Raw genomic sequence first — 25,520 nt, 5'->3', positions numbered from 1 at the left:
CGTGGCCATCCCGCGGCGGTGGAACCGCAACCCGTGCACGTTACCGCAAGCACCATCGCATGCCTGTGCCTGTCGACACAGTGTCATCACGCTCAAAGCGGAGCACAATCGGGAACCCCGCCTGCCGATGGAGTACGCCATGCGCCATGCCATGCTTGCCCTCCTGCTGACCCTTCCGTTCCCCGCCGTGGCGACCGCCCAGGTTGCCGACCTGCACAGCGGCGCGATCACCGCTGCCGTGCAGAAAGGCGTCGACGATCCGGCGCGCGCGGCGGACCGCCACGAGGATGCGCGCCGCAAGCTGGCGCTTGTCATGACCTTCGCCGAGGTCAAGCCCGGCCAGAACGTGCTCGAACTGGTGCCAGGCAGTGGCTACTGGACGCGGGCGTTCAGCGCCATCGTCGGGCCCACGGGCCACGTCTATACCGTCTGGCCGGACGAGATGGGCAAGTACTCCGCCAAGAGCCTGGCCAACTGGCAGAAGCTGGCGGCCACGCCGCACTACGCCAACGTGAGCCTGCTGCAGCAGCCGGCGGCCAAGCTGAGCGTGCCGGTGCCGGTGGACCTGGTATTCACCTCGCAGAACTACCACGACTACCACGACCCGTTCATGGGCCCGGTCGACATGGCCAGCTTCGACAAGCAGGTCTACGACGCGCTCAAGCCCGGCGGCCTGTTCGTGGTGATCGACCACGTCGCCCCCGCCGGCTCCGGCCTGGCCGATACCGACACTCTGCATCGCATCGACCCGGAGGTCGTCAAGCGCGAAGTCGAGGCCGCCGGCTTCGTCTTCGACGGCGAAAGCAATGCCCTGCGCAACCCGGCCGACACGCATGCCACCAAGGTGTTCGACAAGTCGATACGCGGCCACACCGACCAGTTCATCTATCGGTTCCGCAAGCCGGCGAAGTAGGCGTGGTCGAAGGGTACGACATGCAGCGCGTCCAGCTTGCGCCCGTGCCGATGGTATTGCTGCTGGCGAGCAGGGATTCCCGCCAGCGTGCCCCGGGAAGCAGGCCGTGATCGCTGGCGAGCCAACTCCGGACGCTGTCGCCGCCGATCCCCCGCCACAGCGCCCGCCTGAGCCCGACGCCGCCGACTGCTGCGGTGAGGGTTGCGTGCGTTGCGTCTACGACATCCACGACGAAAAACTGGAGCGCTACGAACAGGCACTGGCGGCGTGGCGTGCACGGCATCCGGGGAAATGAGCCCGTTGCCAACCTTTCGGTAGCCATCCATGTGGAACGCCATCACCCGCGCCGTCAGCCCTTCCATCGCCCGTTGCGAGCTGTCGCACCTCGCGCGTGTGCCGATCGACCTGGAGCTCGCACGCATCCAGCACGGCAACTATCTGCGTGCGCTGGAACGCGCCGGCTGTGACGTGCTGGTTCTGCCGGCCGAAGTCGAACTGCCCGATTCGGTGTTCGTCGAGGATGTGGCGATCGTGCTGGACGAGTTGGCCGTGCTGACACGGCCCGGCGCCATGTCACGGCGCGCCGAAGTCGCCACTGTGGCCGACCCGTTGCGTCGATACCGGCCTTTGCAGGCGATCGAGGCCCCGGCCACCCTGGACGGCGGCGATGTGCTGCGCATCGGCCGCACGCTTTATGTCGGCCAATCCGTCCGCAGCAATCCGGATGGACTGGGCCAGTTGCGCAACCGGCTCGCCCCGTTCGGCTATGTCGTCGAAGGCGTGCCCACGCGCGACTGCCTGCATCTGAAATCGGCGGTCACCGCCTTGTCCGATGACAGCGTGGTGCTGCAGCCGGCTTGGGTGGATCGCGAATACTTCGCCGCATTCCACATCATCGAGGTCGATCCCGCCGAAGCGCATGCCGCCAACGTCTTGCGCATCGGCGATGAGCTGATCATGCCGACCAGCTTCCCCCGCACACGACAACGGCTGCTCGATGCCGGCTTTCAGGTGACGACCGTCGACGTGTCCGAACTGCAAAAAGCCGAAGGTGCGGTGACCTGTTGCAGCCTGGTATTTCGTTCGGTGACGTGAGCGCATCGCTGTTTCGCACCCCTGAGTCGGGCTTCCGTCGGCGGCTGCGGCGTTTCGTCGGGCCGCCGGGGATTTCCCGCGTCTCGGCCACTATTCTCGATCGCACTCCCAAGTCAGCGGAACTGTCGTCGTGATCAGAAGCTTCTTCTTCTACCTGCGCCTCATCGTGGCCTGGTACCTGCTGGTGCTGCTGGCGACGTTGTCCGTGAGCTGGATCTGGTCGGGGTTGGGCAGCCTGGTGCAGTTGCTGGGGCTGGTGGTGATCGTGTTCGTGGTGATCCGCGCGCATTCGCACCTGGTGCGGGTGCGCATGATCGCGGGCAAGCTGACCTCGGCGACGCTGGCCACCCGGCAACGGCGGCAGATCGAGGCGCCGTTCGAGGCGGAGGAGGCGTTCGAGCTGCTGGACGCCGCGATTCGCGAGCTGCCGGGCGTGGAGCAGGTGGACCGCGCGCGCAACCACCTGCAGATTCGCGCCACCGCGGTCTACGCCGACCCCTATGACCTGGCGCAGCTGGGGCGCTGGAACCCGATGCGCTGGATCGTCAGCCAGCGCAACCGCATCCTGGCCACGGTCAATCGCGGCGACGGCAGCAGCAGCTTCAGCCTGGTCTGCGAGCCGTGCAGCGCGCCGTGGAGCGACTGGCTGCAGGTGGACGATGGCGTCAACCTGGAGAACCTCGAGGCGATCGCCCGCGCGGTGACGCTCGGCGTGGCCAGCCGCCGCCGCGGCGAGCAGGCGGCGGCGGCGCAGACGGCGACCGAGAAGGAGCTGGCGATCGCCAGGCTCAGCCTGCTGCAGGCGCAGGTGGAGCCGCACTTCCTGTACAACACGCTGGCCAGCGCGCAGGTGCTGGTGCGCAGCGACCCGGCCGGGGCGGATGCGATGCTGGGCCACCTGATCCAGTACCTGCGTCACTCGCTGCCGCGCGCCGACCGCGCGCTCGCCAGCCTGGGCGAGGAACTGGAGCGCTCGCGCGCCTACCTGGCGATCATGAAGATCCGCATGGGCGCACGCCTGAACGTGCAGATCGACGTGCCGGACGAACTGCTGGCCACGCCGCTGCCGCCGATGCTGCTGCAGACCCTGGTGGAAAACGCGATCAAGCACGGCCTGGAGCCGCGGCCCGGCGACGGCACGGTGTGGATCTTCGCGCGCCGGCAGGATGGCCGCCTGGCGGTGACCGTGGCCGACGACGGCAAGGGTTTCGGCGCGCAGGAAAGCGGCGCGGGCATCGGCCTGAAGAACGCGCGCGAACGGCTGAAACTGATCTATGCCGGCCAGGCCAGCCTGGCCATCGCGGCGAACTTCCCGCAGGGCGTCGCCGCCACCATCAACGTGCCGGAGCACTACAACGAGGAGCAGGCCCATGGCTAAGGGTGTGATCGCCGAAGACGAGGTCTTGCTGCGCCAGTCGCTGCGTGCCGCGCTGGAGACGGCATGGCCGCAGCTGGACATCGTCGCCGAGTGCGAGGACGGCGCCAGCGCGCTGGAGGCGATCGTCGAGCATCGGCCCGAAGTGGCCTTCCTCGACATCCGCATGCCCGGCCTCACCGGCCTCGAAGTCGCCACCGCCGCGGCCGAAGCGTGCCCGGCCACCCAGGTGGTGTTCGTCACCGCGTATGACCAGTACGCCATCGACGCCTTCGAGCGCGGCGCGATCGACTACCTGCTCAAGCCGGTCGTCCCGGAACGGTTGCGCGCCACCGTGGAGCGCGTGCAGTCGCGCGTGGGCGCGGATCGGTCCGACACTGCCTCGCTGGCCGACCTGGTCCGGCAGATCGGCAGCCGGCTGGGGCCGGCGCGCCAGCAACCGCCGCTGAGCTGGGTCACCGCCAGCACGGGGCGGGAGACGCGGCTGATCCTGCTCGACGACGTCGCCTATTTCCGCGCGGACAACAAGTACACCACCGTGGTCACCGCCGAGGGCGAGGCGCTGCTGCGCACGCCGATCCGCGAACTGCTGGAGGTGCTCGACCCGACCGTGTTCAAGCAGATCCACCGCGGCACCGTGATCAACATGAAGGCGGTCGCCGCCGTCACCCGCGACGACACCGGCAAGGGCATCGTGCGCCTGCGCGAGCGGCCGGAAACGCTCAGCGTGAGCGCGCCGTTCATGACCCTGTTTCGCAACATGTAACTGCCGCGTTCGCAACGGTTTGTCGGGAGGACGGCCATGCACTATCTCATCGCGCTGATCTGGCTGGTGCTCTCGCTGGCCGGGGTGGAGGGCTACGGCAGCCAGTCGCATGCCACGCGCGCCAGCGTCAACGGCGTCGACGTGCTTTACAGCCGTACGCGGATTGTGGCCGACATCGCCGACATCACCTGCGTGCGCAGCGCCAGCGGGCGTTGCCATTACCGTTTGCTGGCGTGCCCGACGCCGGCCGCGCACGCGACCAAGGCGCCGGCCTGCGAGCAGGCCGGCGCACGGCAGTTCGTGCTGGCGAGCGGAGCAAGCCGGGACGTCGCGGGCCTGCCCGCACGCTTCATGCTTTGCGTGGGTGCCGGCGACGGCGGCGTCGGCGCGGAATGCAACATGCTTTCCGCATCGCGTTCGCCGCTTGCCGGCTGGTGAGCGGCGGAGCTACTTGTCCTTCTTTTTTTCTTGCTTGGCGGCGCGCTTTTCCTTCAGCGTTTTCTCCGGCTTCTTCTTTTCGCTCTTCTTCGAATCCATGCCCTTGCTCATGCGCGGCTCCTCGATGTGGACGATGGTGGTGGCGGCAAGTCTAGGCGTTTCCTCGACCAAACGGGAGTCGTTGCCGTCGCCGATCAGGCCGTGGCCACGCCGGCGGCGAAGTGCTGGCCGAGGTCGCGCTGGCAGCGTGCGAGCACGGCCGGCGGCATGACGCCCGGCCAGCTGTGCGCCAGGTCCGCATCGGCGGGGAACTCGCCGTTTTCCACCAGCAGGCTCAGGCTGGCCAGACTGTCGGCCACCGCCAGCGCGCGGCCCAGCGGCGAGGTGGCTGCGCTGACCTCGCCCTGGCACTCGGCCAGGGCGCCGAGCACGCGCGCCGGCAGCCCCCATTGGCGGGCAGCCTGCAGCGAGAGTTGCGCGGCCAGCATCGCGCAGTGCCGCACGAAGCCCGCCGACAACGGCGGTGGCGGCGCCCCGGGCAGCAGTTGATCCAGCAGGCGCACCACCGCGCCCGTACCGGCATGGCGCACGATCCCGGCCAGATAGGCCTCGAACGCATCGCAGCCGGTGGTGCGCCCCAGCCACGCGCAGGCATGCGCGCAGCGTTCCGCGTGGCCCCACAGGCGCCCGCCTGCCGCGTGGCCCATGCTGCCGGTGTTGCCCTGCAGGATCGGCTTCATCACGTGCAGGGTGATCACCCGGCGCAGGCCGTCCTGGCCGAGCAGCACCACCGCCTGTTGCAGGCTGCTGATCGGTTGTGCCGAACGGTAGAACACGGTGCTGGTGGCGCGCATGACCTCGCCCACCATCAGCGGGTCGCGGCCGACCAGCTTGGCCAGTTCGGCGCCTGCAGCCTCGTCGCTCTTGAGGGTGCGCAGCAGTTGCGGCAGCACGGTCGGCAGGCGCGGCAGGCTGCGCAGGTCGAAGCGAGCGCCGAGCAGCTCCAGTCGCCGCAGCAGGGCCGCTTCGGCCGGCAGCGGGTCATCCTGGCGGGGCGGCGGCAGGCCGAGCACGAGCCGGTGGAAGCGCTCGTCGATCAAGGCCAGCGACGGCGTTTCCGTCGCGGCGTGGGCGACGGCGGGCGACGGGACGGCGGCAGGGGCCGGCGACCGCGCCTTGCTGGCGCGCTGCGGACTGGCCTTTGCCTTGCGTCGCGAAAACACGCGCCGCCACATGTTTCCCACCATGGGGACTGCCCCTCTGTCGCGCCGTGTCGTCGATGGTTCGCTCCCGTTAGCGGCCGCGCGGCGGGAAAGTTGAGCCGACGGCCGCCGCGCGTGGCTGTGGCTGGCAATGAACCGGTTCGCCCCCAGATAGGGTGCTTCCGTCATCCGGGATTGCGCCATGATTCCATTTTCCATCCTCGACCTGGCCCCGATCACCGAAGGCAGCGACGCGGGCCAGGCCTTCCGCAACACGCTGGACCTGGCGCAGCTGGGCGAGCGGCTCGGCTACCGGCGCTACTGGCTGGCCGAGCACCACAACATGCCCGGCATCGCCAGCGCGGCCACCGCCGTGCTGATCGGCCATGTCGCCGCCGGCACCTCGACGATCCGCGTGGGCGCCGGCGGCATCATGCTGCCCAACCACGCGCCGTTGCAGGTGGCCGAGGCGTTCGGCACGCTGGCCTCGCTGCATCCGGGCCGCATCGATCTGGGCCTGGGGCGTGCGCCGGGCACCGACCAGCCCACGGCGCGGGCGCTGCGCCGCTACTTCGACAGCGCCGACGCGTTCCCGCAGGACGTGCTGGAGCTGCTTGGCTATTTCGAGCCGGCGCAGCCCGGCCAGCCGGTGCGCGCGGTGCCCGGCGCCGGCATCGAGGTGCCGGTGTGGCTGCTGGGGTCGAGCCTGTTCAGTGCGCGGCTGGCGGCGCAGCTGGGGTTGCCGTTCGCGTTCGCCTCGCACTTCGCGCCGGATGCGATGGACGAGGCGCTGGCGTTGTATCGGCGCAACTTCGTGCCCTCGGCGCGGTTGCAGCAGCCGTATGCGATGCTCGGCATCAACGTGGTCGCCGCCGACAGCGACGCCGAGGCGCGGCGATTGTTCACCACCCAGCAGCAGAGCTTCATCAACCTGCGTCGCGGCAAGCCCGGCCTGATCCCGCCGCCGATCGACGACATCGAGGCGTACTGGACGCCGCCGGAGAAGCTGATGGTCGAGCGCGCTCTGGCCTGCGCGGTGGTCGGCGATGCGGTCACGGTGAAGGAGGGCATCGCGGCCTTCGTGGCCCGCCACCGGCCGGACGAGTTGATGCTGACTGCCAACATCTTCGAGCACTCGGCGCGACGACATTCGTTCGAGATCGCCGCGGCGGCACGCGAGGCATGAGCTTCGCCACGGATGCGGTCGGCGTCGGCCATAATGGGCGTTCCCCCGTCGACGCATTGAAGCCACGCCACCGATGAAAACCCCCAAGGGCCTGCAGGAGCTGATCGACGACGGCATGATCGACCAGGTGCTCAGGCCGCTCAAGAGCGGCAAGGAAGCCTCGGTGTATGTCGTGCGCTGCGGCGACGAGGTGCGCTGCGCCAAGGTCTACAAGGACATGGCCCAGCGCAGCTTCCAGGCGCGCGTGCAATACCAGGAAGGGCGCAAGGTACGCGGCAGCCGACAGGCGCGGGCGATGGGCAAGGCGACGAAGTTCGGCCGCCGCGAGGCCGAGGAGGCATGGAAGAATGCCGAGGTCGACGCCCTGTACCAGCTGGCCGCCGCCGGCGTGCGCGTGCCGCGGCCGTACGGCTACTTCAACGGCGTGCTGGTGATGGAACTGGTCACCGATGCGGACGGCCATTCCGCGCCGCGGCTCGGCGAGGTCGAACTGTCCGCCGACGAGGCGCGCGCGTATCACCGCTTCCTGATGCAGCAGGTGGCCCGCATGCTGTGCGTGGGGCTGATCCATGGCGACCTGTCCGAGTACAACGTGCTGGTCGGCCCGCACGGCCCGGTCATCATAGACCTGCCGCAGGCGGTCAGCGCGGCGGGCAACAACAGCGCGCGCACGATGCTGCGGCGTGACGTGGGCAACATCACCATCAGCCTGTCGCGCTTCGCGCCCGAGCTGCTGGACACCCACTACGGCGAGGAGATGTGGGCGCTGTACGAACTGGGCGAGCTGCATCCCGATACCGAACTGACCGGCCGGTTCGAGTTCGACGAGCACATCGCCGACGTCGACAGCGTGATGCAGTCGATCATCGACGCCCGCGAGGAAGCGATCATCCGCCAGCAGGGCAGGGAAGCGGCGGAGCGGGAATTGTAGGAGCGCCCGGTGGGTCGCCAATCACGATGGCGGGCACTGCCCGCCGGGGTCGAGCCGCCTCAGGGCTTCTGGACGTCCAAAAGCTCGACGTCGAACACCAGCGAGGCGTTCGGCGGGATGTCGTCGCCGGCGCCGCGCGCGCCGTAGCCCAGCGCGGCGGGGATCAGCAGGGTGCGCTTGCCGCCCACGCGCATGCCGGCCACGCCCTGGTCCCAGCCGGCGATGACGTTGCCGGCGCCGAGCACGAAGGAGAACGGCTCGCCATGATCGCGCGAGCTGTCGAACTGGCTGCCGTGCTTGTTGCCGGCAGTTTCGTCGTACAGCCAGCCGGTGTAGTGCACGGTGACCTTCATGCCCGCCATGGCCTCGGCGCCGGTGCCGACCTTGCTGTCGACGACGGTGAGCTGGTCCACGCTGCCGCGGGTTTGTTGCGGCGCCGGCGCCGAGCAGGCGACGAGCGAAATCAGGGCGAACAGGGAAAGCAACCAGCGCATGGAAAGACTCCTGGGCAAGGGGGCAGCGGATGTCCCGATCAAGTCTCGGGTTTGGCATTCCGACTTTCGTCGGGGCGAGAACCGGATGGGGTTTTTCTTGAGGGAGCCGCGATTATCCGGCAATCGACCGGCGCGTGCCTGCCGCGGTGAGCTCGCACGGGTCAGGCTGCCGCCGTGCCGGCGATAGCGGACCAGCAGCCGACATGCCGGTCAGCTCACTGCTTCGGCGCTCGCCATGCGGATCTGCGGATCGACCGCCACGGCATCGGCATCGTTCATCAGTTGCAGCTGGCCGTCCTGGATCAGCACCTGCAGGCGCATGCCCCGCTGCAGCAGGGTGACCAGTGCGGCGACGGTGTCGGCGCTGATGTCCAGCACGCTGAGATTGCGGTGGCGAGCCAGCGTGGCGGCGTGGCGGTTCCACCAGAGCTCCGCCGCGTTGCCGCCGTAATTGATCACCACCACCTGGCGCGCACGGCCGCAGGCCTTGCGGACGCGCGTCTCGTCGGGCTGACCCACGTCGATCCACAACTCGATCTCGTCGGTATACGCCTTGCGCCACAGCGCCGGCTCGTCCTCGTCGCTGAGGCCCTTGCCGAACTCCAACCGCTCGTCCGCATGCATGGCGAACGCGAGCAGCCGCACCATCAGGCGCTCCTCGGTTTCCGACGGGTGGCGCGCCAGGGTCAGCGCATGGGTGGCGTAGTAATGCCGGTCCATGTCGCTGATCTGCAGTTCGACCTTGTAGATGGTGGAGTTGAGTGCCATGCGCATGCCGGAGGACAACAGCCGAGCATTGTACGCGGCATGGCGCCGACCTGCCGCCGACCTGCGGCTAGACTGGCCCGATCATGCCGAACGTTCCTTTCCGTCCTGACCGTGGCGCCAGCACGGTGCACCTGCCGCCAGGGTCCTGGCGAAGCGCGCTCGACGCGCTGTGCGCGCACTTTCCCGCGATCAGTCGTGCGCAATGGCTGGATCGGATCGCGCGCGGCCGCGTGCTGGACGGGGATGGCGTGGCGATCGACGCGCAGGTGCCGTACCGCGCGGGAATGCGCCTCCACTACTACCGCGAGGTGGCGGACGAGGCGGAGATACCGTTCGTCGAGACGATCCTGCACGCCGATGAGCATCTGGTGGTGGCGGACAAGCCGCACTTCCTGCCGGTGACGCCCGCCGGCGCCTACGTCGAGCAGACGCTGTTGCGGCGGCTGATGCGGCGGCTCGGCAATCCGCAACTGGTGCCCCTGCACCGGATCGATCGCGCCACCGCAGGGCTGGTGCTGTTTTCGGCCAACCCGGCCAGCCGCGCGTCTTACCAGGCGCTGTTTCGCCAACGGCGCATCGACAAATGGTACGAAGCGTTGGCGCCGGCCTTGCCGGCAGAGGTTTTCCCGCTGTGCCGGCGCTCACGCATCGTGCGGGGCGAACCGTTCTTCCGCATGACCGAAGCCGGGGGCGAACCCAACAGCGAGACCCGCATCGAGGTGATCGAACGCGGCGGCATCGACTGGCGCTATGCGCTGCGTCCGGTGACCGGGCGCAAACACCAGTTGCGCATCCACATGGCGGCGCTGGGCGCGCCGATCCGCAATGACCCGCTGTATCCCGAACTGGCCGTCGCAGCCGCGGACGACTATCGACGTCCACTGAAGCTGCTGGCGCGGGAGCTGGCGTTCGTCGATCCGCTGTCGGGCGAATTCCGCCGCTTCCGCAGCGGGTTGACGCTCGGCGACGATCTCGCCTGATCGAGGTGGGGCCGGCGGGCGATGCCCGCCCTACGCCTGCACTTGTCACGATGAGCGCCCGAATGCCTACAAGGGCCAGGCGGGTCGTAGGGCGGGCACCGCCCGCCGGTCCGTGCCGCGGTGTGGCTACTCCGCCGGCGTCTTGTGCTTGTAGCGGCACAGGTCGCGGATCACGCAGTGCGGGCAATCCGGCTTGCGCGCCTTGCACACGTAGCGCCCGTGCAGGATCAGCCAGTGGTGGGCGTCCTGCCTGAACTCGGCCGGGATCACCTTGACCAGCTTGTCCTCCACCGTGCGCACGTCCTTGCCGGGCGCCAGCCCGGTGCGGTTGGCGACGCGGAAGATGTGCGTGTCGACCGCGATGGTCGGCTCGCCGAAGGCGGTATTGAGCACCACGTTGGCGGTCTTGCGGCCCACGCCGGGCAGCGCTTCCAGCGCCTCGCGGGTACGCGGCACCTCGCCGCCGTGCTGCTCGATCAGCAGCCGGCACAGCGCGATCACGTTCCTGGCCTTGGCGTTGAACAGGCCGATCGTGCTGATGTAGCGCTTCAGCCCATCCTCGCCGAGGTCGAGGATGGCCTGCGGTGTGTTCGCCACCGGATAGAGCTTGCGGGTCGCCTTGTTCACGCCAACGTCGGTGGCCTGCGCCGACAGCACCACCGCCACCAGCAACTCGAACGGGGTGCCGTACAGCAGCTCGGTGGTCGGATGCGGGTCGAGTTCGCGCAGGCGCGTGAACAGTTCCACCACGTCGGCGCGCTTCATGAGGACTTCTTCGCCTTCGCGCGTGCCAGCGCCGCCAGCACCGGATTGGTCGACGCGGCGGCATCCACCGCGGCCTTGCGTGCGGCCAGCTCGGCGTCACGCTCGGCGCGTTCGCGCGCCAGCCGGGCGCCGCGGCGCTGGAAGTGAGCGCGTGCGGCATCCGCGTGCGCCTGATCGATCTGCCCCATCGGCATCGGCACCAGTTCGATGCAATCCACCGGGCACGCCGGCACGCACAGCTCGCAACCGGTGCAATCGTCGGCGAGCACGGTGTGCATCAGTTTCGGCGCGCCGATGATGGCGTCGACCGGGCAGGCCTGGATGCATTTGGTGCAGCCGATGCAATCGGCTTCCACGATGCGCGCAAGCATGCGTGGCTTCTCGATGCCGCAGGCGGGGTCCAGCGGCAGCGGTGGCCGGCCCAGCAAGTTCGCCAGTTTCGCGATGCCGGCCGCGCCGCCGGGCGGGCAGCGGTTGATCGCCGCCTCGCCACGCGCGATCGCCTCGGCATACGGCCGGCAGCCGTGGTAGCCGCATTGCTCGCACTGCGTCTGCGGCAGCAGCGCGTCGATGCGGTCGGCCAGGACGGCGATGGGATCACTCATGCGCGGTGCGGGGTGGGCGATAATCGACGCCCATTGTCCCGCAATTGCCGATCACTTGTTGGAGTGTCGCCATGAAACCGTCGTTCCTCGCTTCCCTGTTGCTGGCTGCCGTGCTCGGTGCCGGCGGCTCGATCCTCCTGACCCATGCCGGCACGGCGCAGGCGCAATCGAGCGCCACCGCCGACACGGTGACCGTCTTCGTCGACGCCACGCTGGGTTTCCGCAAGAAGCACATGGCGAACCAGCTCACGAAATCCCACGCCGACTACGCCGCGCGCGGCTACCGCTACGTGGACATGGCGCCGTACAACGAGAACGGCGACCTGGTCGGCTTCTTCGTGACCTACACGAGGCAGTGAACGGTCCGCTGTATCGAGGGCGGGAGCGCACCGCGTGCGCTCCTGCGGGTCGCTCGCCGTAAGGTGGGCAGTGCCCGCCCTGCGTGTCAGCGCACGCTGGCGCCGGGCCTGGCGCCCTGGTCGGCATCGAGCAGGAACAGGTCGCTGCCGCCGTCGCCGGCGGACAGGATCATGCCTTCGGACAGGCCGAAGCGCATCTTGCGCGGGGCCAGGTTGGCGATGAACACCACGTTGCGGCCGACCAGTTTTTCCGGTTCGGCGTAGGCGGCGCGGATGCCGGAGAAGATCTGCCGCTTGCCGAGTTCGCCGGCGTCCAGTTCGAAGCGCAGCAGCTTGTCCGAGCCTTCCACGAATTCGCAGGTGGTGACCTTGCCGATGCGCAGGTCGAGCTTGGCGAAGTCGTCGATGGAGATGAGGCCGGGATTCGCCCCTTCGACAGGCTCGGGACGGTGGATCCCGGATTCGGGGTTCGTCACGGCAGATTTCGACTTGTCGTTCATGGATTTCTTCGCCGGGGCAGCCGGCGCGGCGGGAACGGATGCGCCAAGCGATTCCCTGGAGGCCTCGACCATCGCCTCGATGCGCTTGGCATCGAGGCGGGCCAGCAGCGGCTCGAAGGTGTTGACGCGGTGGCCGTGCAGTTCGCGGCGGGCGTCGTCGAAGCTGGCGACGGGTGCGGCGAGGAATTGTTCGGCGGCTGCCACGGTGGCCGGCAGCACCGGCTTGAGCAAGCCTGACAGCAGGCGGAAGCCGTGCAGGGCCAGCGTGCAGACCTGCTGCAGTTCGGCGCGGCGGGCGTCGTCCTTGGCGATCAGCCACGGCGCCCTGGTGGCGATGTAGCCGTTGACCAGGTCGGCGATGGCGACGAAACGACGAGTCACCTCGGCGAACTCGCCGGCGTCGTACAGCGCGTCGACGCCGTCGTAGTGCGACAGCAGGGTTTGCCACAGCGCCGCTTCCTCCGCCTCGAAACGGTCGGCCAGCCTGCCGTCGAAAAACTTCTGCACGAAGCCGGCGGTGCGGCTGGCGATGTTCACCCACTTGCCGATCAGGTGCGAGTTGACCCGTTCCTCGAATGCCTTGAGATCGAGGTCCACGTCGACCGGCGCCGCGCTGAGCATGGTGGCGAAGTTGTAGCGCAGGAATTCCGGGTGGATGCCGGCGTCGAGATAGGTGCGCGCCTGGATGAAGGTGCCGCGCGACTTGGACATCTTGGCTCCGTTCACCGTCAGGTAGCCGTTGACGTGCAACGCGGTGGGCGTGCGGAAACCCGCGCCATGCAGCATCGCCGGCCAGAACAGGCCGTGGAAGTTGATGATGTCCTTGCCGATGAAGTGATGCATCTCGGCGGTGCTGTCGGGGCCGAGGAAGTCGTCGAACTTCAGGCCGGTCCTGTCGCACAGCGCCTTGAAGCTGGCCAGGTAGCCGACCGGCGCATCCAGCCACACGTAGAAGAACTTGCCCGGCGCGTCGGGGATCGGGAAGCCGAAGTAGGGCGCGTCACGCGAGATGTCCCAGTCCTTCAGGCCGCCATCCAGCCATTCGCGCAGCTTGGCGGCGACGCCGCTGTCGGCCACCGGCTTGCCTTGGGTGAACTTGCCGGCGAACCAGTCGCGCAGCAGCGATTCGAACTTGCCCAGCTCGAAGAAGTAGTGCTCCGAACCGCGCAGCACCGGGGTGGCGCCGGACATCACCGAATACGGGTTGATCAGGTCGGTGGGCGCATAGGTGGCGCCGCAGTTTTCGCAGTTGTCGCCGTACTGGTCCGGCGTGCCGCATTTCGGGCAGGTGCCCTTGATGTAGCGGTCCGGCAGGAACATCTGCTTCTCGGGATCGAACAGCTGCTGGATGTTGCGCCTGGCGATGCAGCCGCTGTCGCGCAGGCGCGTGTAGATCAGCGAGGCCAGCTCGCGATTCTCGTCCGAGTGGGTCGTGTGGTAGTGGTCGAAGCTGAAGTGGAAATCGCCGAAATCGGCTTCATGACCTGCCCGGATGCCCGCGATGAAGGCCTCCGGCGTCATCCCGGCCTTCTCGGCGGCCAGCATGATCGGCGTGCCGTGCGCGTCGTCCGCCGCCACGAAATGCACCTCGTTGCCCATCATCCGCTGCGCACGCACCCAGATGTCGGCCTGGATGTAGCCCAGCATGTGGCCCAGGTGCAGCGGACCGTTCGCGTAGGGCAGGGCGTGGGTGACGAGCAGGCGACGACTCATGGGTTGCGTGGCTTCCTTGGGGGGACTGCGCATTATGGCATGCGCCCCCGCCGGTATTGGCCGTCCGGATGGCCATGCCGCAGCGCGCGCGGACTTTGCTCGCCGGGGATTCCGGTGCGGTGGTGCAGAGCGCCTGGCTGCTGTCGCGGGTTGCTGGAGCGCATGTGGGCAGAGTCCTTTCGGCCACGGATCACGGCAGCCTTGCGCCGGGGCCGCGCACCACGCGGCTGGTTTTCCTCGCCTTGGGCATCGGCATGGCAGCCATCGTGCCGGTGATGTTCGGCGCGGTCGGGCGTTTGCCCGGGGCGTCGCCCAGGGTCTCGCTGGCCACGGTGACCATGCCGGGTTACGCCGGCTCAGCGGTGCGGACGCCGGCCGTGCACACAAGAACGCCCCGCACCGGTCGGCGGTGCGGGGCGTGGTCGAAGGTCAATCGACGCAGCGGATGGTCAGGGCTGGCGTTCCCACTGCTGCGAGCGGCCGACCCAGGAAAAGCCGATGTAGCCGCGCACGTTGAGCTTCTGGCCGCCGTCGAGCATCGACAGCTTCACCTTGTAGACCTTGCCGGTCTTCGGGTCGAGGATGTGACCGCCGCTCCAGACGTCGCCATCCTGGTGCACGCCCCACATGATGTTCATGCCTTCGATCGGCTTGTCCTTGCGCTCGCCGTCGCACTTCTTGCACAGCGCCACCTCGCCGTCGCGGGCGATATCCGAAGGGCTGCGGTTGAGCAGCTTGACGATGGTGGCCTTCAGCTCGCCATTCTCGTCGGTGATCTGCACGATCGACTTGGCCTGGCCGCTTTCGTCGTCGATGGTTTTCCAGTTGCCCACGGGGGTGTCGTTGGCGGCCAGTGCCGAACCGGCGGCGAGCAGCAGGCAGGTGGCGAAGGCAAAGCGTCGTGCTGACTTCATGGCGTCTCTCCCGTACGAAAGCGTATGGAATCGAGACTGGCGAGGTTCGGCGAGGTCGTCAAGCTGCATTGCGCCATGGCTGCCGGTGCGCCGGTGAGGCGCTGATCTGTGTCAGCCGGCCGTCTGCGGCGCGCTGGCATAATGGGCGTCTCTCTCGACGACCGAACCGACATGACGCAGGTGAATGAAGCCCTGGTCCGCCAGATCCTGGGCGGGCTGATCGACACCCACACCGGTGCCCCGCTGGGCGAGGCCGTGCGCGCCGTGGGCGTCGACGGCGGCCGGGTTTCGGTGGACCTGCAGCTTGGCTATCCCGCCGCCAGCGCGATCGGGGCGATCACCGCGCGGGTGCGCGAGGCGTTGCAGGCCGATCCGGGCATCGAGTCGGCGACGGTGTCGATCACCAGCCGCATCCACGTGCACAAGGTGCAGGGCACGCTGGGGCCGCTGCCGAACGTGAAGAACATCATCGTGGTCGCCTCGGGCAAGGGCGGCGTGGGCAAGTCCACCGTGTCGGCCAACCTGGCGCTGGCGCTGCAGGCCGAGGGCGCGAAGGTGGGCGTGATGGACGCGGACATCTACGGCCCCAGCCAGCCCACCATGCTCGGCGTGCACGGCAAGCCGGCCTCGCCCGATGGCAAGAGCATCCTGCCGATGCAGGCGCACGGCATGCCGGTGATGTCGATCGGCTTCCTCGTCGAAGAGGACACGCCGATGATCTGGCGCGGCCCGATGGTGACCCAGGCGATGATGCAGCTGATCACCGACACCCGCTGGGAACAGCTCGACTACCTGGTCATCGACCTGCCTCCGGGCACCGGCGATATCCAGCTCACGCTGTCGCAGAAAGTGCCGGTGGCTGGCGCGGTGATCGTCACCACGCCGCAGGACATCGCCCTGCTGGACGCGCGCAAGGCGCTCAAGATGTTCGAGAAGGTCGAGGTGCCGGTGCTTGGCGTGGTGGAGAACATGGCCACCCACGTCTGCTCCAACTGCGGCCACGAGGAGAACATCTTCGGTGAAGGCGGCGGCGAGCGCATGGCCACGCAGTACGGCGCGGCCTACCTCGGCTCGCTGCCGCTGGACATCCGCATCCGCGAGCAGACCGATGGCGGCAACCCCACGGTGGCGGCGATCCCCGATTCCGACCTTGCTGCCCGCTACCGCGAGATCGCCCGCAATACCGCCGGCCGGCTGTCGCGCCAGCCGCGCAACAAGTCGCTGGGCCTGGGCAAGATCGTGGTGCAGGGCGTGCCCTCTGCATGACGGCGCCGCGGCGCGTGCTGTGCCTGTGCGGCAGCTTGCGCCGGGTATCGTCGAATCGCGCCGCGCTGGAAGCCGCGCACCAACTGGCCGCAGCGCCGCTCGAACTGGTGCTGCACGACGGGCTGGGCGCGCTGCCGCCGTTCAATCCGGATGACGAGGTCGATCCGCTGCCGCCCCCGGTGCTGGCGTTGCGCGAAGCAGTCGGCGCCGCGGATGCCTTGCTGATCGCCTGCCCCGAATACGCCCACGGCGTGCCCGGCGCGTTCAAGAACCTGCTCGACTGGCTGGTCGGCAGCCTGGAGTTTCCCGGCAAGCCGGTGCTGCTGCTGAACACGGCCGCGCGCGGTTCGCACCATGCGCAGGAGGCACTGGCCGAGATCCTGTTCACCATGTCGGCCCGGTTGCTGGCGGCACGGCCCGTGCCGGTGGCATTGCCGGGCGCCGGCTGCACCGCGGCGCAGGTGCTGGCCAGCGCGGAACGCTGCGCGGAATTGCACGCAGCGCTGGACCTCCTGGCCGCGCTTCCACCCCGCCCGTAGGAGCCCGCTGGCGGGCGATGCTCCTGGCCGGGATTCGGGGTTCGCAAGAGTATCGCCCGCCAGCGGGCTCCTACGGGTGACGAAGGCCAGCCGGCTGGCGTGGCGGTACCCCGACCATGTATTTTTGCCGCTTTGCGCCCGGTTGGTTCGGGCTGCCCGCAATCGACCGGAGAGCGCGTGAGCATCAAATCCGACAAGTGGATCCGCCGCATGGCCGAGGGCCAGGGCATGATCGAGCCGTTCGAGCCGGGCCAGGTCAAGCAGAACGACAGCGGGCGCATCGTTTCCTACGGCACCTCCAGCTACGGCTACGACGTGCGCTGTGCGCGCGAGTTCAAGATCTTCACCAACATCAACTCGACCATCGTCGATCCCAAGGCATTCGACCCGAACAGCTTTGTCGACGTGGCCTCGGACGTGTGCATCATCCCGCCCAACTCGTTCGCGCTGGCGCGCACGGTGGAGTACTTCCGCATCCCGCGCAACGTGCTGGTGGTGTGCCTGGGCAAGAGCACCTACGCGCGCTGCGGCATCATCGTCAACGTGACGCCGCTGGAACCGGAGTGGGAGGGGCACGTGACGCTGGAGTTCTCCAACACCACGCCGCTGCCGGCGAAGATCTACGCCAACGAGGGCGTGGCGCAGATGCTGTTCTTCGAGTCCGACGAGGAGTGCGAGACCAGCTACAAGGACCGTGGCGGCAAGTACCAGGGCCAGCAGGGCGTGACCCTGCCGCGTACCTGACCCCGCCTGCCTGAACGGCGGCGCGCGGCAACCGCCGTCGGCGCCACGGACTGCTAGACTTCACCGTTGCCACGACGCCTTCCGGGAGAGCTGCATGAGCCGAATGTCCACCCTGCTTGTCCGCATGTCCGCCGCGATCGTGCTGGGCAGCGTGTTGCTGCTGGCCGGTTGCCACCGCAACCAGGTCAAGAACGAGCAGCACCTGGCGGCGTCGATGAAGGGCGAATTCAGCCTGACCATGCAGGCGTACAAGGACGGGCAATTCCTGATCGATGGCGCGGTGCTCTCGGCGCTCGACGCCGGCAGTCACTTCGCCTACCTGCGCGACCAGGGCAAGCTGCCCGCGAAAGTGCTGTTGATCGACAGCGACGAGGCCAAGGTCGGCAAGAAGCATCTGCAGTATCTGGCCCGCATGTCGATCGACTACGGCTTTGCCGCGTATTTCTTCGACCACAAGGGCCGCCTCACCCAGATCAGCCCGGTCGACGTCAAGGCGCGCAAACTGGAGGACCACCAGCAGCGCGCGCAGCCGTCCAGCGACGGCGGCGGCTACGAGCCCTCGCAGCAGCACTGAACCGCCGCGACCGCGGCACCGCGAAAAGCCCGTGGCGCGAGCCGCGGGCTTTTTGTCGAACGGCGATCAGGCGATCGTGCCGCCGCCGAGGCGCAGGTCGGCGTGCGTGACGGCCGCCACCCGCAGCGCGATCTCCAGGCCGCGCACCATGTCGTCCAGTGCCATGCTGGGCGCGCCGGGCCGCGATGCGGCCTGCAGCGGCAGCCACGGGATGTGGATGAAGCCGGCGCGCACGCGGCGCTTGGGCGCGCTCCAGTGCAGCGCTGCGTAGGCGAGGTGGTTGCACACGTAGGTGCCGGCCGTGTGCGAGATCGCGGCGGGCAGTCCGGCCTCGTGCAGGGCCGCCAGCATCGCCTTCAGCGGCAGGGTGCTGAAGTAGGCCGCGGGCGCGCCGGGGATCACCGGTTCGTCGATCGGTTGGGCGCCGGCGTTGTCGGGAATCCGCGCATCCTGCAGGTTGATCGCCACGCGTTCCAGCGACAACTGCGCGCGCCCGCCAGCCTGGCCCACGCCCAGCACGATCGCCGGCGTCGTTTCCCGCAGGGCGGCCTTGAGCAGGCGCAGCGAGGCGGCGAACTCGGTCGGGATTTGCCGCGCCACCACCCGATGCCCGCCGATGCGCCGCCCGTGCAGGGCGCGCGCGGCTTCCCACGAGGGGTTGACCGTCTCGCCGCCGAACGGGTCGAAGCCGGTCAACAGGATACGTGGCAGGGTTTTGCTCATCGGGCCTCGCGCGTTCATCGAAACACCAGCAGCCACATCATGGTGAACGTGCTGGCGAAGATCCACAGCGCGCTCCAGGCCTGCGCCTTGATCACGCCGTAGGGGTTGCGCAATTCCAGCAGCGCCGCCGGCACCAGGTTGAAGTCGGCCGCCATCGGCGTCAGCAGGGTGCCGCAGTAGCCGCACAGCATGCCCATCGCGCCGAGGATCGCCGGGTGCGCGCCGTGCTGCTGGATCAGCAGCGGCAGGCCGATGCCGGCCATCATCACCGGAAAGGCGGCAAACGCGTTGCCCATGATGACGGTGAACAGCACCATGCCCAGCGCGAACACCGCCAGTGCCGCGGTGGCGTTGCCGGTGGGCAGGAAATCGGTGGCGATCGCGGCGATCGCCGCGCCCACGCCGCTTTGCGTGAACACCTGGCCCAGCGCGGCCAGCAGCAGCGGCAGCAGGGCGGCCCAGCCGATCGCGTCGAGCAATCGCCGGCCCTCGGCCACACCTTCGTGCACCGGCGTGCGCGCCACCCTTGCGGCGGCCAGCAGGGCGATCACGCAGGCCAGCGCCAGCCCGGTCAGCGTCATCTGCGACTGGGCGAACAATGCGAACTGCCCGATCACCAGGTAGCCGCCGAACAACGCCACCAGCAGGGTCACCAGCGGAATCAGCAGGGCTGGCCCGAACAGCCGGTGGCCGAGTTCGATCGCCGACTGCAGGCGTTGTTCGGCGCTGCGGTTTTCCGGATGCGCCTGGCGGCGCAGCCGCGGCGCCAGGCAGGCCAGTGCGATCACGCCGATGCCGGCGATCTGCGCGGGCAGGGCGTTGCCGGCCGCCGACTGCGCCAGGATGAAATCCCCGGCGCCGAACAGCAGGCCCAGCACGATCCAGAAGGCGGCATGCCAGCGGTGGCCGTCGCGCAAATTGCGCCAGCCGCTGTAGAGCAGGAAGGCGGCGATCAGCCAGTACGCGTGTTCGATCCGCAGCATGCTCAGGCGCCCCGCTCGCGGCGGGCGGCGCGTCGTTGCAGCCGGCGCTGATACAGCCAGATGCGTACCGACTGGATGACGAACGCCGCCACCGCCGTGGGCAGCGCCCACAGCGCGATCGCCAGCGGGCTCAGCTCGATGCCGTGCTGGGTATAGAAGCCCTGGATCAGCAGCACCGCGCCCAGCGCGATGAACACGTCCTCGCCGAAGAAACGGCCGATGTTGTCGGTGGCCGCGGCGACCGCGCGCAGCTCCTCGCGATCGTCCTGGTCCAGCCCGGGCAGGATCTTCTGCGCCGCGGCCTCGCCCATCGGCGCAAGCAGCGGACGCACGGTCTGCGCCGGGCCGGCCACGCCGGTCAGGCCCATCGTGGCCAGCAACTGGCGCAGCAGCAGGTAGCCGATCAGCAGCCGCGCCAGGGTCAGGTTCTGCAATCGCGCCATCCAGCGCTGGGCGTGTTCGCGCAGGCCGGCGCGCTCGAGCAGGCCGATCGCCGGCAAGGTCAGCACGAACAGCAGCAGCATGCGCTGCGACACGAAACTGTTGCCCAGCAGGGCGAGCAGGTCGGCCACCGACAGGCCCGCCAGCAGTCCGCTGACCAGGGCCGCCACCACCACGACCGGCACCGCGTTGAAGCGCAGCGCGAAGCCGATCACGATCACCGCCACGCCGAGCAGGGGCCAGTAGTTCATGCCTCACCCGTTGCCGTGATGGTCACCCCGGCCGCTTCCAGCCCGGCGCGCAGGCTGCGCGCCAGGCGTGCGGCATGTACGCCGTCGCCGTGCAGGCACAGCGTGTCGGCGCGCATGGCGATGGTGCTGCCGTCGATGGCGGTGACGGTGCCGTCGAGCGCGATCTGCAAGGCCTGCGCAGTGGCCAGTCCGGCATCATCGATCACCGCACCGGCTTCGCTGCGCGGCTGCAGCGTGCCATCCGGCCGGTAGCGACGGTCGGCGAATGCCTCGGCGGCCACCGCCAGGCCCTGCGCCGCGCCCGCGTCGACCAGTGCCGATCCGCTCAGGCCGAACAGCCGCAGGCGCGGGTCGAACTGGCACACCGCCGCGGCGATCGCATCGGCCAGCGCGCGATCGCGCGCCGCCATGTTGTACAGCGCGCCATGCGGCTTGACGTGGCTCAGCCGGGTGCCGGCGGCGTGAGCGAAGCCGTGCAGCGCGCCGAGCTGGTACAGCGTCATCGCGTGCACCTCGGCGGGTGTCACGCGCATCTCGCGGCGGCCGAAGCCCTGCAGGTCGGGCAGCGAGACGTGGGCGCCGATCGCCACGCCGCGCTCCATCGCGGCGGCCACGGTCTGCTGCATGGTCATGAAGTCGCCGGCGTGGAAGCCGCAGGCGAGGTTGGCCGAGCTGACCACATCGAGCAGCGCAGCGTCCTCGCCCATTCGCCAGGCGCCGAACGATTCGCCGAGGTCGCCATTGAGGTCGATGCGCGTCATGCAAGGCCAGTCATGCGAGGAGGAGTCCGTCGTGTTGCAGTCGTCGCGCGATCTGCCGGTACAGGGCGTCGAGCGCGTGCTCGCGGCGCCGCAGGCGATCGGCAGCCTGTTCCAGTGTGCCACGGCGAAAGCATACGGGATCGCCCGGCCGGCGTTGCGCCAGGCGCGGAAGATCCGCCGCGGCAAGCTGGCCGATGCGCGGATAGCCGCCGGTCACCGGCGCCTCGGCCATCAGCACGATCGGCTGGCCGGACGGCGGCAGTTGCATCGTGCCGGGCAGGGTTGCCTCGGAGATCAGTTCCAGCGGTGCGCACAGCTGCAGGCGTGCTCCGTCCAGACGGCTGGCGGTGCGGTTGCTGTCGCTGGCGACGCGGAAAGTGCCGGTGTGCAGTGCTTGCCGCGACGCCTCGTCGAGTTGCGCGTGGTGGCTGCCGGGCAGCAGCATGAGCGGCGTTTGCGCGAAGTCGAACCATGGCCGCGGGTCGAGTCGCCATGGCAGGGCGTGGGGATGGTTCGCCGGCGCCGCGCTGCTGGCGGCGTTGCCGACCGGCAGCGTGTCGCCGGTTCGCAGTGCGCGGCCGAGCCCGGCGTGCAGGTCGCTGCTGCGGCTGCCCAGCACGGCGGCCACGTCGAAACCCCCGCGCACGGCCAGGTAGCTGCGGCAGCCGGCGGCCATGCGGCCCAGTTGCAGCACGCTGCCAGCGGGCAGCCAGCAGGCTGTCCAGGTCGGCAAGTCGGTGTCGCCGGCCCGGGCGGCGATCGGCGCACCGGTGATCGCGATCCACGCCGCGTGTTCGAAGCGCAGGGTCGGACCGAGCAGGGTGCATTCGAGCGCCGCCTCGTCGCCGCGGTTGCCGACCAGCGCGTTGGCCAGGCGCCAGGCCGGCAGGTCCATCGCGCCGGCGCGGCCCACGCCGATCGCTGCATGGCCGGGGCGGCCGCGATCCTGCAGCGTACCGAGCAGGCCGGGCTTGAGCACGCGCACGCTCATCGGTGCCGCACCGCATCGAGGTCGGCGAATTCCTCCGCGTCGATCGCGCGGAAGCGCACGCGGTCGCCGGCGGCCAGCAGCGAAGGTTCGCTTGCGTCGGCGTCGAACAGGCGCAGCGGCGTGCGCCCGATCAGATGCCAGCCGCCGGGCAGTTCGGCCGGATAGATGCCGGTCTGCGCGCCGCCGATCGCGACGCTGCCGGCAGGCACGCGGGTGCGCGGGTCGCGTCGGCGCGGCATCGCCAGCGTGGGATCGAGCCCCAGCAGGTAGGGGAAGCCGGGCGCGAAGCCGAGCATCGCCACGCGGTAGTCGACGCCGACGTGGCGAGCCACCACCACCGTCCCGGACAGGCCCAGGTGCTGCGCCAGTTCATGCAGATCCGGGCCGTGCGGGCCGCCATAGCACACGGGGATTTCGTGGATGCGGCCAGCGCCGGCCGGCGCGTGGCGGGTTTCCAGCGCGATGCGCGCGGCCCGTTCCACGCGCTGGTGCGCACTCGCCGCCTCGTCGCCTTGCCACGCCGCCGGCGCGAATCGCAACAGCACGCTGGCATAGGCTGGCACGCATTCCAGCGAAGGCAGATCCCGCAGCGCGGCCACGGCAGCGTGCACGCGGTCGTTGAGCACCGGCTCGATGCGGTCGCCGAAGCGCAGCAGCAGCGCATCCTCGGCCAGCGGCTCGAACTGGATCGCGTCGGCCGGCACGCTAGCCGCGCGCCGCGAGTGCTTGCCGCAGCGCGGTCATCCGCTCGTGCAGCACGGCTTCGGCGCAGGGCTCGCGCTGGCCGTGGCCCCACACCGGGCCGGGCCAGCCGGCATCGCCCTCGCGACGCGCCACCACGTGCACGTGCAACTGCCGCACGATGTTGCCCAGCGCGCCCAGGTTGAGCTTGTCGCACGGCATCGCCGCACGCAGGGCGGCGGCGGCGCGGTTGACTTCGTGCCACAGCGTGGCCTGTTCGCCCTCGTCCAGGTCGGCGATCTCGACCAGGCCGTCGCGGCGCGGCACCAGCACCAGCCAGCCGTAGCGCGCGTCATCCATCAGGCGCACGTCGCACAGCGGCAGCGAGGCGAGCAGGCGGGTGTCGGCGGCCAGCCGCGGGTCGAGGGTGAACGCCTCGCTCATGCGTTGGCCAGGTGCTTGTCGAAGAAGGCCAGCGTGCGCTGCAGCGCCAGTTTGGCGCTGGCTTCGTGATACGCCTTGCTGCCATCGCGGTTGAACGCGTGGTCCGCCGGGTAGGTGAACAGTTCCATCTGCGGCAGCGCCACGCGATGTTTCTCCACCATCTCCGGCGTGATGTTCTGATCCTTCTCGCCGAAATGGAACATCACCGGCGCCCTGGGCGCCTCGTGCAGGAACGGCAGGTTGCGCGCGCCGTAGTAGCTCACCGACGGCAGCCCCAGGCGCAGCGCGGCGAGCAGGGCGACGGTGCCGCCCCAGCAGTAGCCGACCGTGCCGATTTTCCCCGCCGAGGAAATGGCCTCGGCGGCGCTGGCGACGTCCTCGACGGCACGCTCCAGCCCCAGCTCGTTGACCAGGTTGCGGCCCTTGTTGGTGCCGACCTGGTCATAGGCCAGTTCCACGCCGCTTTCCAGGTGGTCGAAGAACGCGGGCGCGATCGCGGTATAGCCGAGCGCGGCGAAGTGGTCGACCACCCGGCGGATGTGCGCGGTGACGCCGTAGATTTCCTGGATCACCACCAGGCCGCCCTTGGGCTTGCCCTCGGCGGTGGCCATGTAGGCGCCGATGCAATGGGTGCCGCCGGTGGGGATGGTGATGTCCTGGCCCATGGCTCTGCCTCGATCAGTTGCCGATGCGGCGATGGTAACCGCAGCGGCGAGGGCGTGGCCGTCACGTATAATCAACCGTTTTCGCGCCCTGCCACGGTAGCCGTCCGCCATGCCCCAGCCCACCCAGAAGATCGGCTTCGTCAGTCTCGGTTGCCCCAAGGCGCTGGTGGATTCCGAGCGCATCCTCACCCAGCTCAAGGTGGAGGGCTACCAGATCGTGCCCAGCTACGGCGAGGCCGACGCGGTGGTGGTGAACACCTGCGGCTTTATCGACGCGGCGGTGCAGGAGTCGCTGGACTCGATCGGCACCGCGCTCAACGAGAACGGCAAGGTGATCGTCACCGGCTGCCTGGGCAAGCGCGCCGAGCTGATCCGCGAGGCCTATCCGGACGTGCTCTCGATCAGCGGCCCGCAGGATTACGCCAGCGTGATGAGCGCGGTGCACGAGGTGTTGCCGCCCACGCGCAACAAGTTCCTCGACATCGTGCCGGACACCGGCGTGAAGCTGACGCCGAAGCACTACGCGTACCTCAAGATTTCCGAGGGCTGCAACCACCGCTGCAGCTTCTGCATCATCCCCTCGATGCGCGGCAACCTGGTCTCGCGGCCGGTCGACGAGGTGCTGGTGGAGGCCGAGAAACTGGTCAGGGGCGGCGTGAAGGAACTGCTGGTGATCTCGCAGGACACCAGCGCCTATGGCGTCGACGTGAAGTACGCCGAGCGCCCGTGGCGCGGGAAGAACTACCGCACCCGCATGACCGAGCTGTGCGAAGGCCTGTCCGAACTCGGCGCGTGGACGCGCCTGCACTACGTCTACCCGTACCCGCACGTGGACGAGCTGATGCCGCTGATGGCGGGGGGAAAAATCCTGCCCTACCTCGACATCCCGTTCCAGCACGCCAGCCCGCGCATCCTGAAATTGATGAAGCGCCCCGGCAACATCGACAAGACGCTGGAGCGCATCCGGAACTGGCGCAAGCTGGTGCCGGAGCTGACCATCCGCAGCACCTTCATCGTCGGTTTCCCCGGCGAGACCGATGCCGAGTTCGAGGAGCTGCTGGACTTCCTGCGCGAGGCCGAACTCGATCGCGTGGGCGCGTTCGCCTATTCGCCGGTGGACGGCGCCAAGGCCAACGAGCTGCCCGGCGCGGTGTCCGAGGAACTGAAGGAGGATCGCCTCGAACAGTTCATGGCGGTGCAGGCGGAAATCTCCGCCGCCAAACTGCAGCGCAAGATCGGCCGCACGCTCAAGGTGCTGGTGGACGAGGCCGGCGTCGACGGCGCGGTGGCTCGCTCGGCCGCCGATGCGCCGGAGATCGACGGCTGCGTGCTGATCGCCGACGGCCAGCAGCTGAAGCCGGGCCAGTTCGTGGACGTGGTGGTCGAGGCGGCCAGCGAACACGACCTGCACGCGCGCCTGGCGCATCCCGCGCTCAAGATCGTGTAACGCGCC

31 protein-coding genes are annotated in these 25,520 nt (G+C 69.1%); 15 read left to right on the top strand and 16 right to left on the bottom strand.

The window, feature by feature from the left end; genetic code table 11:
• Nucleotides 1–139: 139 nt before the first annotated feature.
• The 6 genes from ACVCMI_RS12150 to ACVCMI_RS12125 all read left to right on the top strand — a co-directional run bounded on the left by ACVCMI_RS12150 (nt 140) and on the right by ACVCMI_RS12125 (nt 4,587).
• On the top strand, nt 140–913 hold the full coding sequence (locus ACVCMI_RS12150) for a class I SAM-dependent methyltransferase (protein WP_447098658.1): 774 nt from the start codon (nt 140–142) through the stop codon (nt 911–913).
• Nucleotides 914–1,019: 106 nt separating this feature from the next.
• Complete coding sequence (locus ACVCMI_RS12145; RefSeq protein ID WP_447098659.1) at nt 1,020–1,208, top strand: oxidoreductase-like domain-containing protein; 189 nt, start codon at nt 1,020–1,022, stop codon at nt 1,206–1,208.
• Nucleotides 1,209–1,237: 29 nt separating this feature from the next.
• A complete protein-coding gene (locus tag ACVCMI_RS12140) occupies nt 1,238–2,008 on the top strand; it encodes a dimethylarginine dimethylaminohydrolase family protein (protein ID WP_447098660.1) in 771 nt (256 codons plus the stop codon).
• A gap of 130 nt (nt 2,009–2,138) precedes the next feature.
• Entirely contained in the window at nt 2,139–3,386 is a 1,248-nt protein-coding gene (locus ACVCMI_RS12135; protein WP_447098661.1) for a sensor histidine kinase, read from the top strand.
• Nucleotides 3,379–4,149: a LytR/AlgR family response regulator transcription factor gene (locus ACVCMI_RS12130; protein WP_395119124.1), complete on the top strand. Its 771-nt coding sequence runs from the start codon at nt 3,379–3,381 to the stop codon at nt 4,147–4,149. Before ACVCMI_RS12135 ends, ACVCMI_RS12130 begins: the two co-directional genes overlap by 8 nt.
• A gap of 36 nt (nt 4,150–4,185) precedes the next feature.
• Nucleotides 4,186–4,587, top strand: coding sequence for a hypothetical protein (locus ACVCMI_RS12125; RefSeq protein ID WP_447098662.1), 402 nt, complete (start codon nt 4,186–4,188; stop codon nt 4,585–4,587).
• Between the two features lie 194 nt (nt 4,588–4,781).
• Here ACVCMI_RS12125 and ACVCMI_RS12120 read toward each other — a convergent pair whose 3' ends face one another.
• Nucleotides 4,782–5,810, bottom strand: coding sequence for an HDOD domain-containing protein (locus tag ACVCMI_RS12120; protein WP_447099559.1), 1,029 nt, complete (start codon nt 5,808–5,810; stop codon nt 4,782–4,784).
• A 181-nt stretch (nt 5,811–5,991) separates the two neighbouring features.
• Between ACVCMI_RS12120 and ACVCMI_RS12115 the strand changes: the two genes are divergently transcribed.
• Together ACVCMI_RS12115 and ACVCMI_RS12110 are read left to right on the top strand one after the other, a co-directional pair.
• Nucleotides 5,992–6,975 (top strand): LLM class flavin-dependent oxidoreductase, encoded by a 984-nt coding sequence (locus ACVCMI_RS12115; protein WP_447098664.1) that lies wholly within the window; start codon nt 5,992–5,994, stop codon nt 6,973–6,975.
• A gap of 73 nt (nt 6,976–7,048) precedes the next feature.
• Nucleotides 7,049–7,906 carry a PA4780 family RIO1-like protein kinase gene (locus ACVCMI_RS12110; protein ID WP_395119116.1) on the top strand — a complete coding sequence of 286 codons (858 nt, stop codon included), beginning with the start codon at nt 7,049–7,051 and terminating at the stop codon, nt 7,904–7,906.
• 59 nt (nt 7,907–7,965) lie between these two features.
• Here the strand turns inward: ACVCMI_RS12110 and ACVCMI_RS12105 are convergent, their stop codons facing one another.
• On the bottom strand, nt 7,966–8,400 hold the full coding sequence (locus ACVCMI_RS12105; protein WP_447098665.1) for an FKBP-type peptidyl-prolyl cis-trans isomerase: 435 nt from the start codon (nt 8,398–8,400) through the stop codon (nt 7,966–7,968).
• A 210-nt stretch (nt 8,401–8,610) separates the two neighbouring features.
• On the bottom strand, nt 8,611–9,168 hold the full coding sequence (locus tag ACVCMI_RS12100; protein ID WP_395119112.1) for a YaeQ family protein: 558 nt from the start codon (nt 9,166–9,168) through the stop codon (nt 8,611–8,613).
• An 83-nt stretch (nt 9,169–9,251) separates the two neighbouring features.
• Here ACVCMI_RS12100 and ACVCMI_RS12095 point away from each other — a divergent pair, with 83 nt between their 5' ends.
• On the top strand, nt 9,252–10,148 hold the full coding sequence (locus ACVCMI_RS12095) for a pseudouridine synthase (RefSeq protein WP_447098666.1): 897 nt from the start codon (nt 9,252–9,254) through the stop codon (nt 10,146–10,148).
• 126 nt (nt 10,149–10,274) lie between these two features.
• Here the strand turns inward: ACVCMI_RS12095 and nth are convergent, their stop codons facing one another.
• Complete coding sequence (gene nth, locus ACVCMI_RS12090) at nt 10,275–10,913, bottom strand: endonuclease III (RefSeq protein ID WP_447098667.1); 639 nt, start codon at nt 10,911–10,913, stop codon at nt 10,275–10,277.
• A complete protein-coding gene (rsxB, locus tag ACVCMI_RS12085; protein ID WP_447098668.1) occupies nt 10,910–11,518 on the bottom strand; it encodes an electron transport complex subunit RsxB in 609 nt (202 codons plus the stop codon). Before rsxB ends, nth begins: the two co-directional genes overlap by 4 nt.
• A 71-nt stretch (nt 11,519–11,589) precedes the next feature.
• Between rsxB and ACVCMI_RS12080 the strand changes: the two genes are divergently transcribed.
• Nucleotides 11,590–11,877: a hypothetical protein gene (locus ACVCMI_RS12080; protein ID WP_395119104.1), complete on the top strand. Its 288-nt coding sequence runs from the start codon at nt 11,590–11,592 to the stop codon at nt 11,875–11,877.
• Nucleotides 11,878–11,963: 86 nt separating this feature from the next.
• On the opposite strand, the gene metG is transcribed toward ACVCMI_RS12080, so the two are convergent.
• The 3 genes from metG to ACVCMI_RS12065 all read right to left on the bottom strand — a co-directional run bounded on the left by metG (nt 11,964) and on the right by ACVCMI_RS12065 (nt 15,004).
• Entirely contained in the window at nt 11,964–14,090 is a 2,127-nt protein-coding gene (gene metG, locus ACVCMI_RS12075; protein ID WP_447098669.1) for a methionine--tRNA ligase, read from the bottom strand.
• 190 nt (nt 14,091–14,280) lie between these two features.
• Nucleotides 14,281–14,430 carry a hypothetical protein gene (locus ACVCMI_RS12070; RefSeq protein WP_447098670.1) on the bottom strand — a complete coding sequence of 50 codons (150 nt, stop codon included), beginning with the start codon at nt 14,428–14,430 and terminating at the stop codon, nt 14,281–14,283.
• 109 nt (nt 14,431–14,539) lie between these two features.
• Nucleotides 14,540–15,004 carry a DUF2147 domain-containing protein gene (locus tag ACVCMI_RS12065; RefSeq protein ID WP_395119095.1) on the bottom strand — a complete coding sequence of 155 codons (465 nt, stop codon included), beginning with the start codon at nt 15,002–15,004 and terminating at the stop codon, nt 14,540–14,542.
• 171 nt (nt 15,005–15,175) lie between these two features.
• Here ACVCMI_RS12065 and apbC point away from each other — a divergent pair, with 171 nt between their 5' ends.
• From apbC to ACVCMI_RS12045, 4 genes are all read left to right on the top strand, one after another.
• A complete protein-coding gene (gene apbC / locus ACVCMI_RS12060) occupies nt 15,176–16,270 on the top strand; it encodes an iron-sulfur cluster carrier protein ApbC (RefSeq protein WP_447098671.1) in 1,095 nt (364 codons plus the stop codon).
• Complete coding sequence (locus ACVCMI_RS12055; protein WP_447098672.1) at nt 16,267–16,809, top strand: NADPH-dependent FMN reductase; 543 nt, start codon at nt 16,267–16,269, stop codon at nt 16,807–16,809. The genes apbC and ACVCMI_RS12055 overlap by 4 nt, the downstream gene beginning before the upstream one ends.
• A gap of 177 nt (nt 16,810–16,986) precedes the next feature.
• Nucleotides 16,987–17,553 carry a dCTP deaminase gene (gene dcd / locus ACVCMI_RS12050; protein WP_447098673.1) on the top strand — a complete coding sequence of 189 codons (567 nt, stop codon included), beginning with the start codon at nt 16,987–16,989 and terminating at the stop codon, nt 17,551–17,553.
• A gap of 94 nt (nt 17,554–17,647) precedes the next feature.
• Entirely contained in the window at nt 17,648–18,127 is a 480-nt protein-coding gene (locus ACVCMI_RS12045) for a hypothetical protein (protein WP_395119087.1), read from the top strand.
• A 66-nt stretch (nt 18,128–18,193) separates the two neighbouring features.
• Here the strand turns inward: ACVCMI_RS12045 and pcp are convergent, their stop codons facing one another.
• Genes pcp through ACVCMI_RS12005 form a run of 8 tightly spaced genes read right to left on the bottom strand, consistent with a single transcriptional unit; the run spans nt 18,194 to nt 24,067 of the window.
• Nucleotides 18,194–18,850, bottom strand: coding sequence for a pyroglutamyl-peptidase I (pcp, locus tag ACVCMI_RS12040; protein WP_395119085.1), 657 nt, complete (start codon nt 18,848–18,850; stop codon nt 18,194–18,196).
• A 14-nt stretch (nt 18,851–18,864) separates the two neighbouring features.
• The gene (locus ACVCMI_RS12035; RefSeq protein ID WP_447098674.1) at nt 18,865–19,833 is read right to left on the bottom strand and encodes a 5-oxoproline transporter, DUF979 family subunit; all 969 of its coding nucleotides are present in this window, start codon (nt 19,831–19,833) and stop codon (nt 18,865–18,867) included.
• 2 nt (nt 19,834–19,835) lie between these two features.
• The gene (locus tag ACVCMI_RS12030; protein WP_447098675.1) at nt 19,836–20,525 is read right to left on the bottom strand and encodes a DUF969 domain-containing protein; all 690 of its coding nucleotides are present in this window, start codon (nt 20,523–20,525) and stop codon (nt 19,836–19,838) included.
• The gene (locus ACVCMI_RS12025) at nt 20,522–21,286 is read right to left on the bottom strand and encodes a LamB/YcsF family protein (protein ID WP_395119079.1); all 765 of its coding nucleotides are present in this window, start codon (nt 21,284–21,286) and stop codon (nt 20,522–20,524) included. Before ACVCMI_RS12025 ends, ACVCMI_RS12030 begins: the two co-directional genes overlap by 4 nt.
• 10 nt (nt 21,287–21,296) lie before the next feature.
• On the bottom strand, nt 21,297–22,277 hold the full coding sequence (locus tag ACVCMI_RS12020; protein WP_447098676.1) for a 5-oxoprolinase subunit C family protein: 981 nt from the start codon (nt 22,275–22,277) through the stop codon (nt 21,297–21,299).
• The gene (gene pxpB / locus ACVCMI_RS12015; protein ID WP_447098677.1) at nt 22,274–22,981 is read right to left on the bottom strand and encodes a 5-oxoprolinase subunit PxpB; all 708 of its coding nucleotides are present in this window, start codon (nt 22,979–22,981) and stop codon (nt 22,274–22,276) included. The genes ACVCMI_RS12020 and pxpB overlap by 4 nt, the downstream gene beginning before the upstream one ends.
• A 1-nt stretch (nt 22,982) precedes the next feature.
• Nucleotides 22,983–23,402, bottom strand: coding sequence for an HIT domain-containing protein (locus ACVCMI_RS12010; RefSeq protein WP_447098678.1), 420 nt, complete (start codon nt 23,400–23,402; stop codon nt 22,983–22,985).
• On the bottom strand, nt 23,399–24,067 hold the full coding sequence (locus ACVCMI_RS12005) for a dienelactone hydrolase family protein (protein WP_447098679.1): 669 nt from the start codon (nt 24,065–24,067) through the stop codon (nt 23,399–23,401). Before ACVCMI_RS12005 ends, ACVCMI_RS12010 begins: the two co-directional genes overlap by 4 nt.
• Before the next feature lie 109 nt (nt 24,068–24,176).
• Between ACVCMI_RS12005 and rimO the strand changes: the two genes are divergently transcribed.
• Nucleotides 24,177–25,514, top strand: coding sequence for a 30S ribosomal protein S12 methylthiotransferase RimO (gene rimO, locus ACVCMI_RS12000; protein ID WP_447098680.1), 1,338 nt, complete (start codon nt 24,177–24,179; stop codon nt 25,512–25,514).
• The last annotated feature ends 6 nt before the right edge of the window (nt 25,515–25,520 follow it).

The sequence above is a fragment of the Rhodanobacter sp. UC4448_H15 genome (assembly GCF_052978265.1).
Note: the sequence above shows the minus strand (reverse complement) of the source record. Positions and strands in the feature narration are given on the sequence as shown.

Excerpts from the sequence above, each read along its gene's own strand:
- ACVCMI_RS12150 (WP_447098658.1), top strand. The coding sequence starts at position 140 with ATGCGCCATGCCATGCTTGCCCTCCTGCTGACCCTTCCGTTCCCCGCC.
- ACVCMI_RS12140 (WP_447098660.1), top strand. The coding sequence starts at position 1,238 with ATGTGGAACGCCATCACCCGCGCCGTCAGCCCTTCCATCGCCCGTTGC.
- ACVCMI_RS12130 (WP_395119124.1), top strand. The coding sequence starts at position 3,379 with ATGGCTAAGGGTGTGATCGCCGAAGACGAGGTCTTGCTGCGCCAGTCG.
- ACVCMI_RS12125 (WP_447098662.1), top strand. The coding sequence starts at position 4,186 with ATGCACTATCTCATCGCGCTGATCTGGCTGGTGCTCTCGCTGGCCGGG.
- ACVCMI_RS12115 (WP_447098664.1), top strand. The coding sequence starts at position 5,992 with ATGATTCCATTTTCCATCCTCGACCTGGCCCCGATCACCGAAGGCAGC.
- ACVCMI_RS12110 (WP_395119116.1), top strand. The coding sequence starts at position 7,049 with ATGAAAACCCCCAAGGGCCTGCAGGAGCTGATCGACGACGGCATGATC.
- ACVCMI_RS12105 (WP_447098665.1), bottom strand. The coding sequence starts at position 8,400 with ATGCGCTGGTTGCTTTCCCTGTTCGCCCTGATTTCGCTCGTCGCCTGC.
- ACVCMI_RS12100 (WP_395119112.1), bottom strand. The coding sequence starts at position 9,168 with ATGGCACTCAACTCCACCATCTACAAGGTCGAACTGCAGATCAGCGAC.
- ACVCMI_RS12095 (WP_447098666.1), top strand. The coding sequence starts at position 9,252 with ATGCCGAACGTTCCTTTCCGTCCTGACCGTGGCGCCAGCACGGTGCAC.
- nth (WP_447098667.1), bottom strand. The coding sequence starts at position 10,913 with ATGAAGCGCGCCGACGTGGTGGAACTGTTCACGCGCCTGCGCGAACTC.
- rsxB (WP_447098668.1), bottom strand. The coding sequence starts at position 11,518 with ATGAGTGATCCCATCGCCGTCCTGGCCGACCGCATCGACGCGCTGCTG.
- ACVCMI_RS12080 (WP_395119104.1), top strand. The coding sequence starts at position 11,590 with ATGAAACCGTCGTTCCTCGCTTCCCTGTTGCTGGCTGCCGTGCTCGGT.
- metG (WP_447098669.1), bottom strand. The coding sequence starts at position 14,090 with ATGAGTCGTCGCCTGCTCGTCACCCACGCCCTGCCCTACGCGAACGGT.
- ACVCMI_RS12070 (WP_447098670.1), bottom strand. The coding sequence starts at position 14,430 with ATGGTCACCGTGGCCAGCGAGACCCTGGGCGACGCCCCGGGCAAACGC.
- ACVCMI_RS12065 (WP_395119095.1), bottom strand. The coding sequence starts at position 15,004 with ATGAAGTCAGCACGACGCTTTGCCTTCGCCACCTGCCTGCTGCTCGCC.
- apbC (WP_447098671.1), top strand. The coding sequence starts at position 15,176 with ATGACGCAGGTGAATGAAGCCCTGGTCCGCCAGATCCTGGGCGGGCTG.
- ACVCMI_RS12055 (WP_447098672.1), top strand. The coding sequence starts at position 16,267 with ATGACGGCGCCGCGGCGCGTGCTGTGCCTGTGCGGCAGCTTGCGCCGG.
- ACVCMI_RS12045 (WP_395119087.1), top strand. The coding sequence starts at position 17,648 with ATGAGCCGAATGTCCACCCTGCTTGTCCGCATGTCCGCCGCGATCGTG.
- pcp (WP_395119085.1), bottom strand. The coding sequence starts at position 18,850 with ATGAGCAAAACCCTGCCACGTATCCTGTTGACCGGCTTCGACCCGTTC.
- ACVCMI_RS12035 (WP_447098674.1), bottom strand. The coding sequence starts at position 19,833 with ATGCTGCGGATCGAACACGCGTACTGGCTGATCGCCGCCTTCCTGCTC.
- ACVCMI_RS12030 (WP_447098675.1), bottom strand. The coding sequence starts at position 20,525 with ATGAACTACTGGCCCCTGCTCGGCGTGGCGGTGATCGTGATCGGCTTC.
- ACVCMI_RS12025 (WP_395119079.1), bottom strand. The coding sequence starts at position 21,286 with ATGACGCGCATCGACCTCAATGGCGACCTCGGCGAATCGTTCGGCGCC.
- ACVCMI_RS12020 (WP_447098676.1), bottom strand. The coding sequence starts at position 22,277 with ATGAGCGTGCGCGTGCTCAAGCCCGGCCTGCTCGGTACGCTGCAGGAT.
- ACVCMI_RS12010 (WP_447098678.1), bottom strand. The coding sequence starts at position 23,402 with ATGAGCGAGGCGTTCACCCTCGACCCGCGGCTGGCCGCCGACACCCGC.
- ACVCMI_RS12005 (WP_447098679.1), bottom strand. The coding sequence starts at position 24,067 with ATGGGCCAGGACATCACCATCCCCACCGGCGGCACCCATTGCATCGGC.
- rimO (WP_447098680.1), top strand. The coding sequence starts at position 24,177 with ATGCCCCAGCCCACCCAGAAGATCGGCTTCGTCAGTCTCGGTTGCCCC.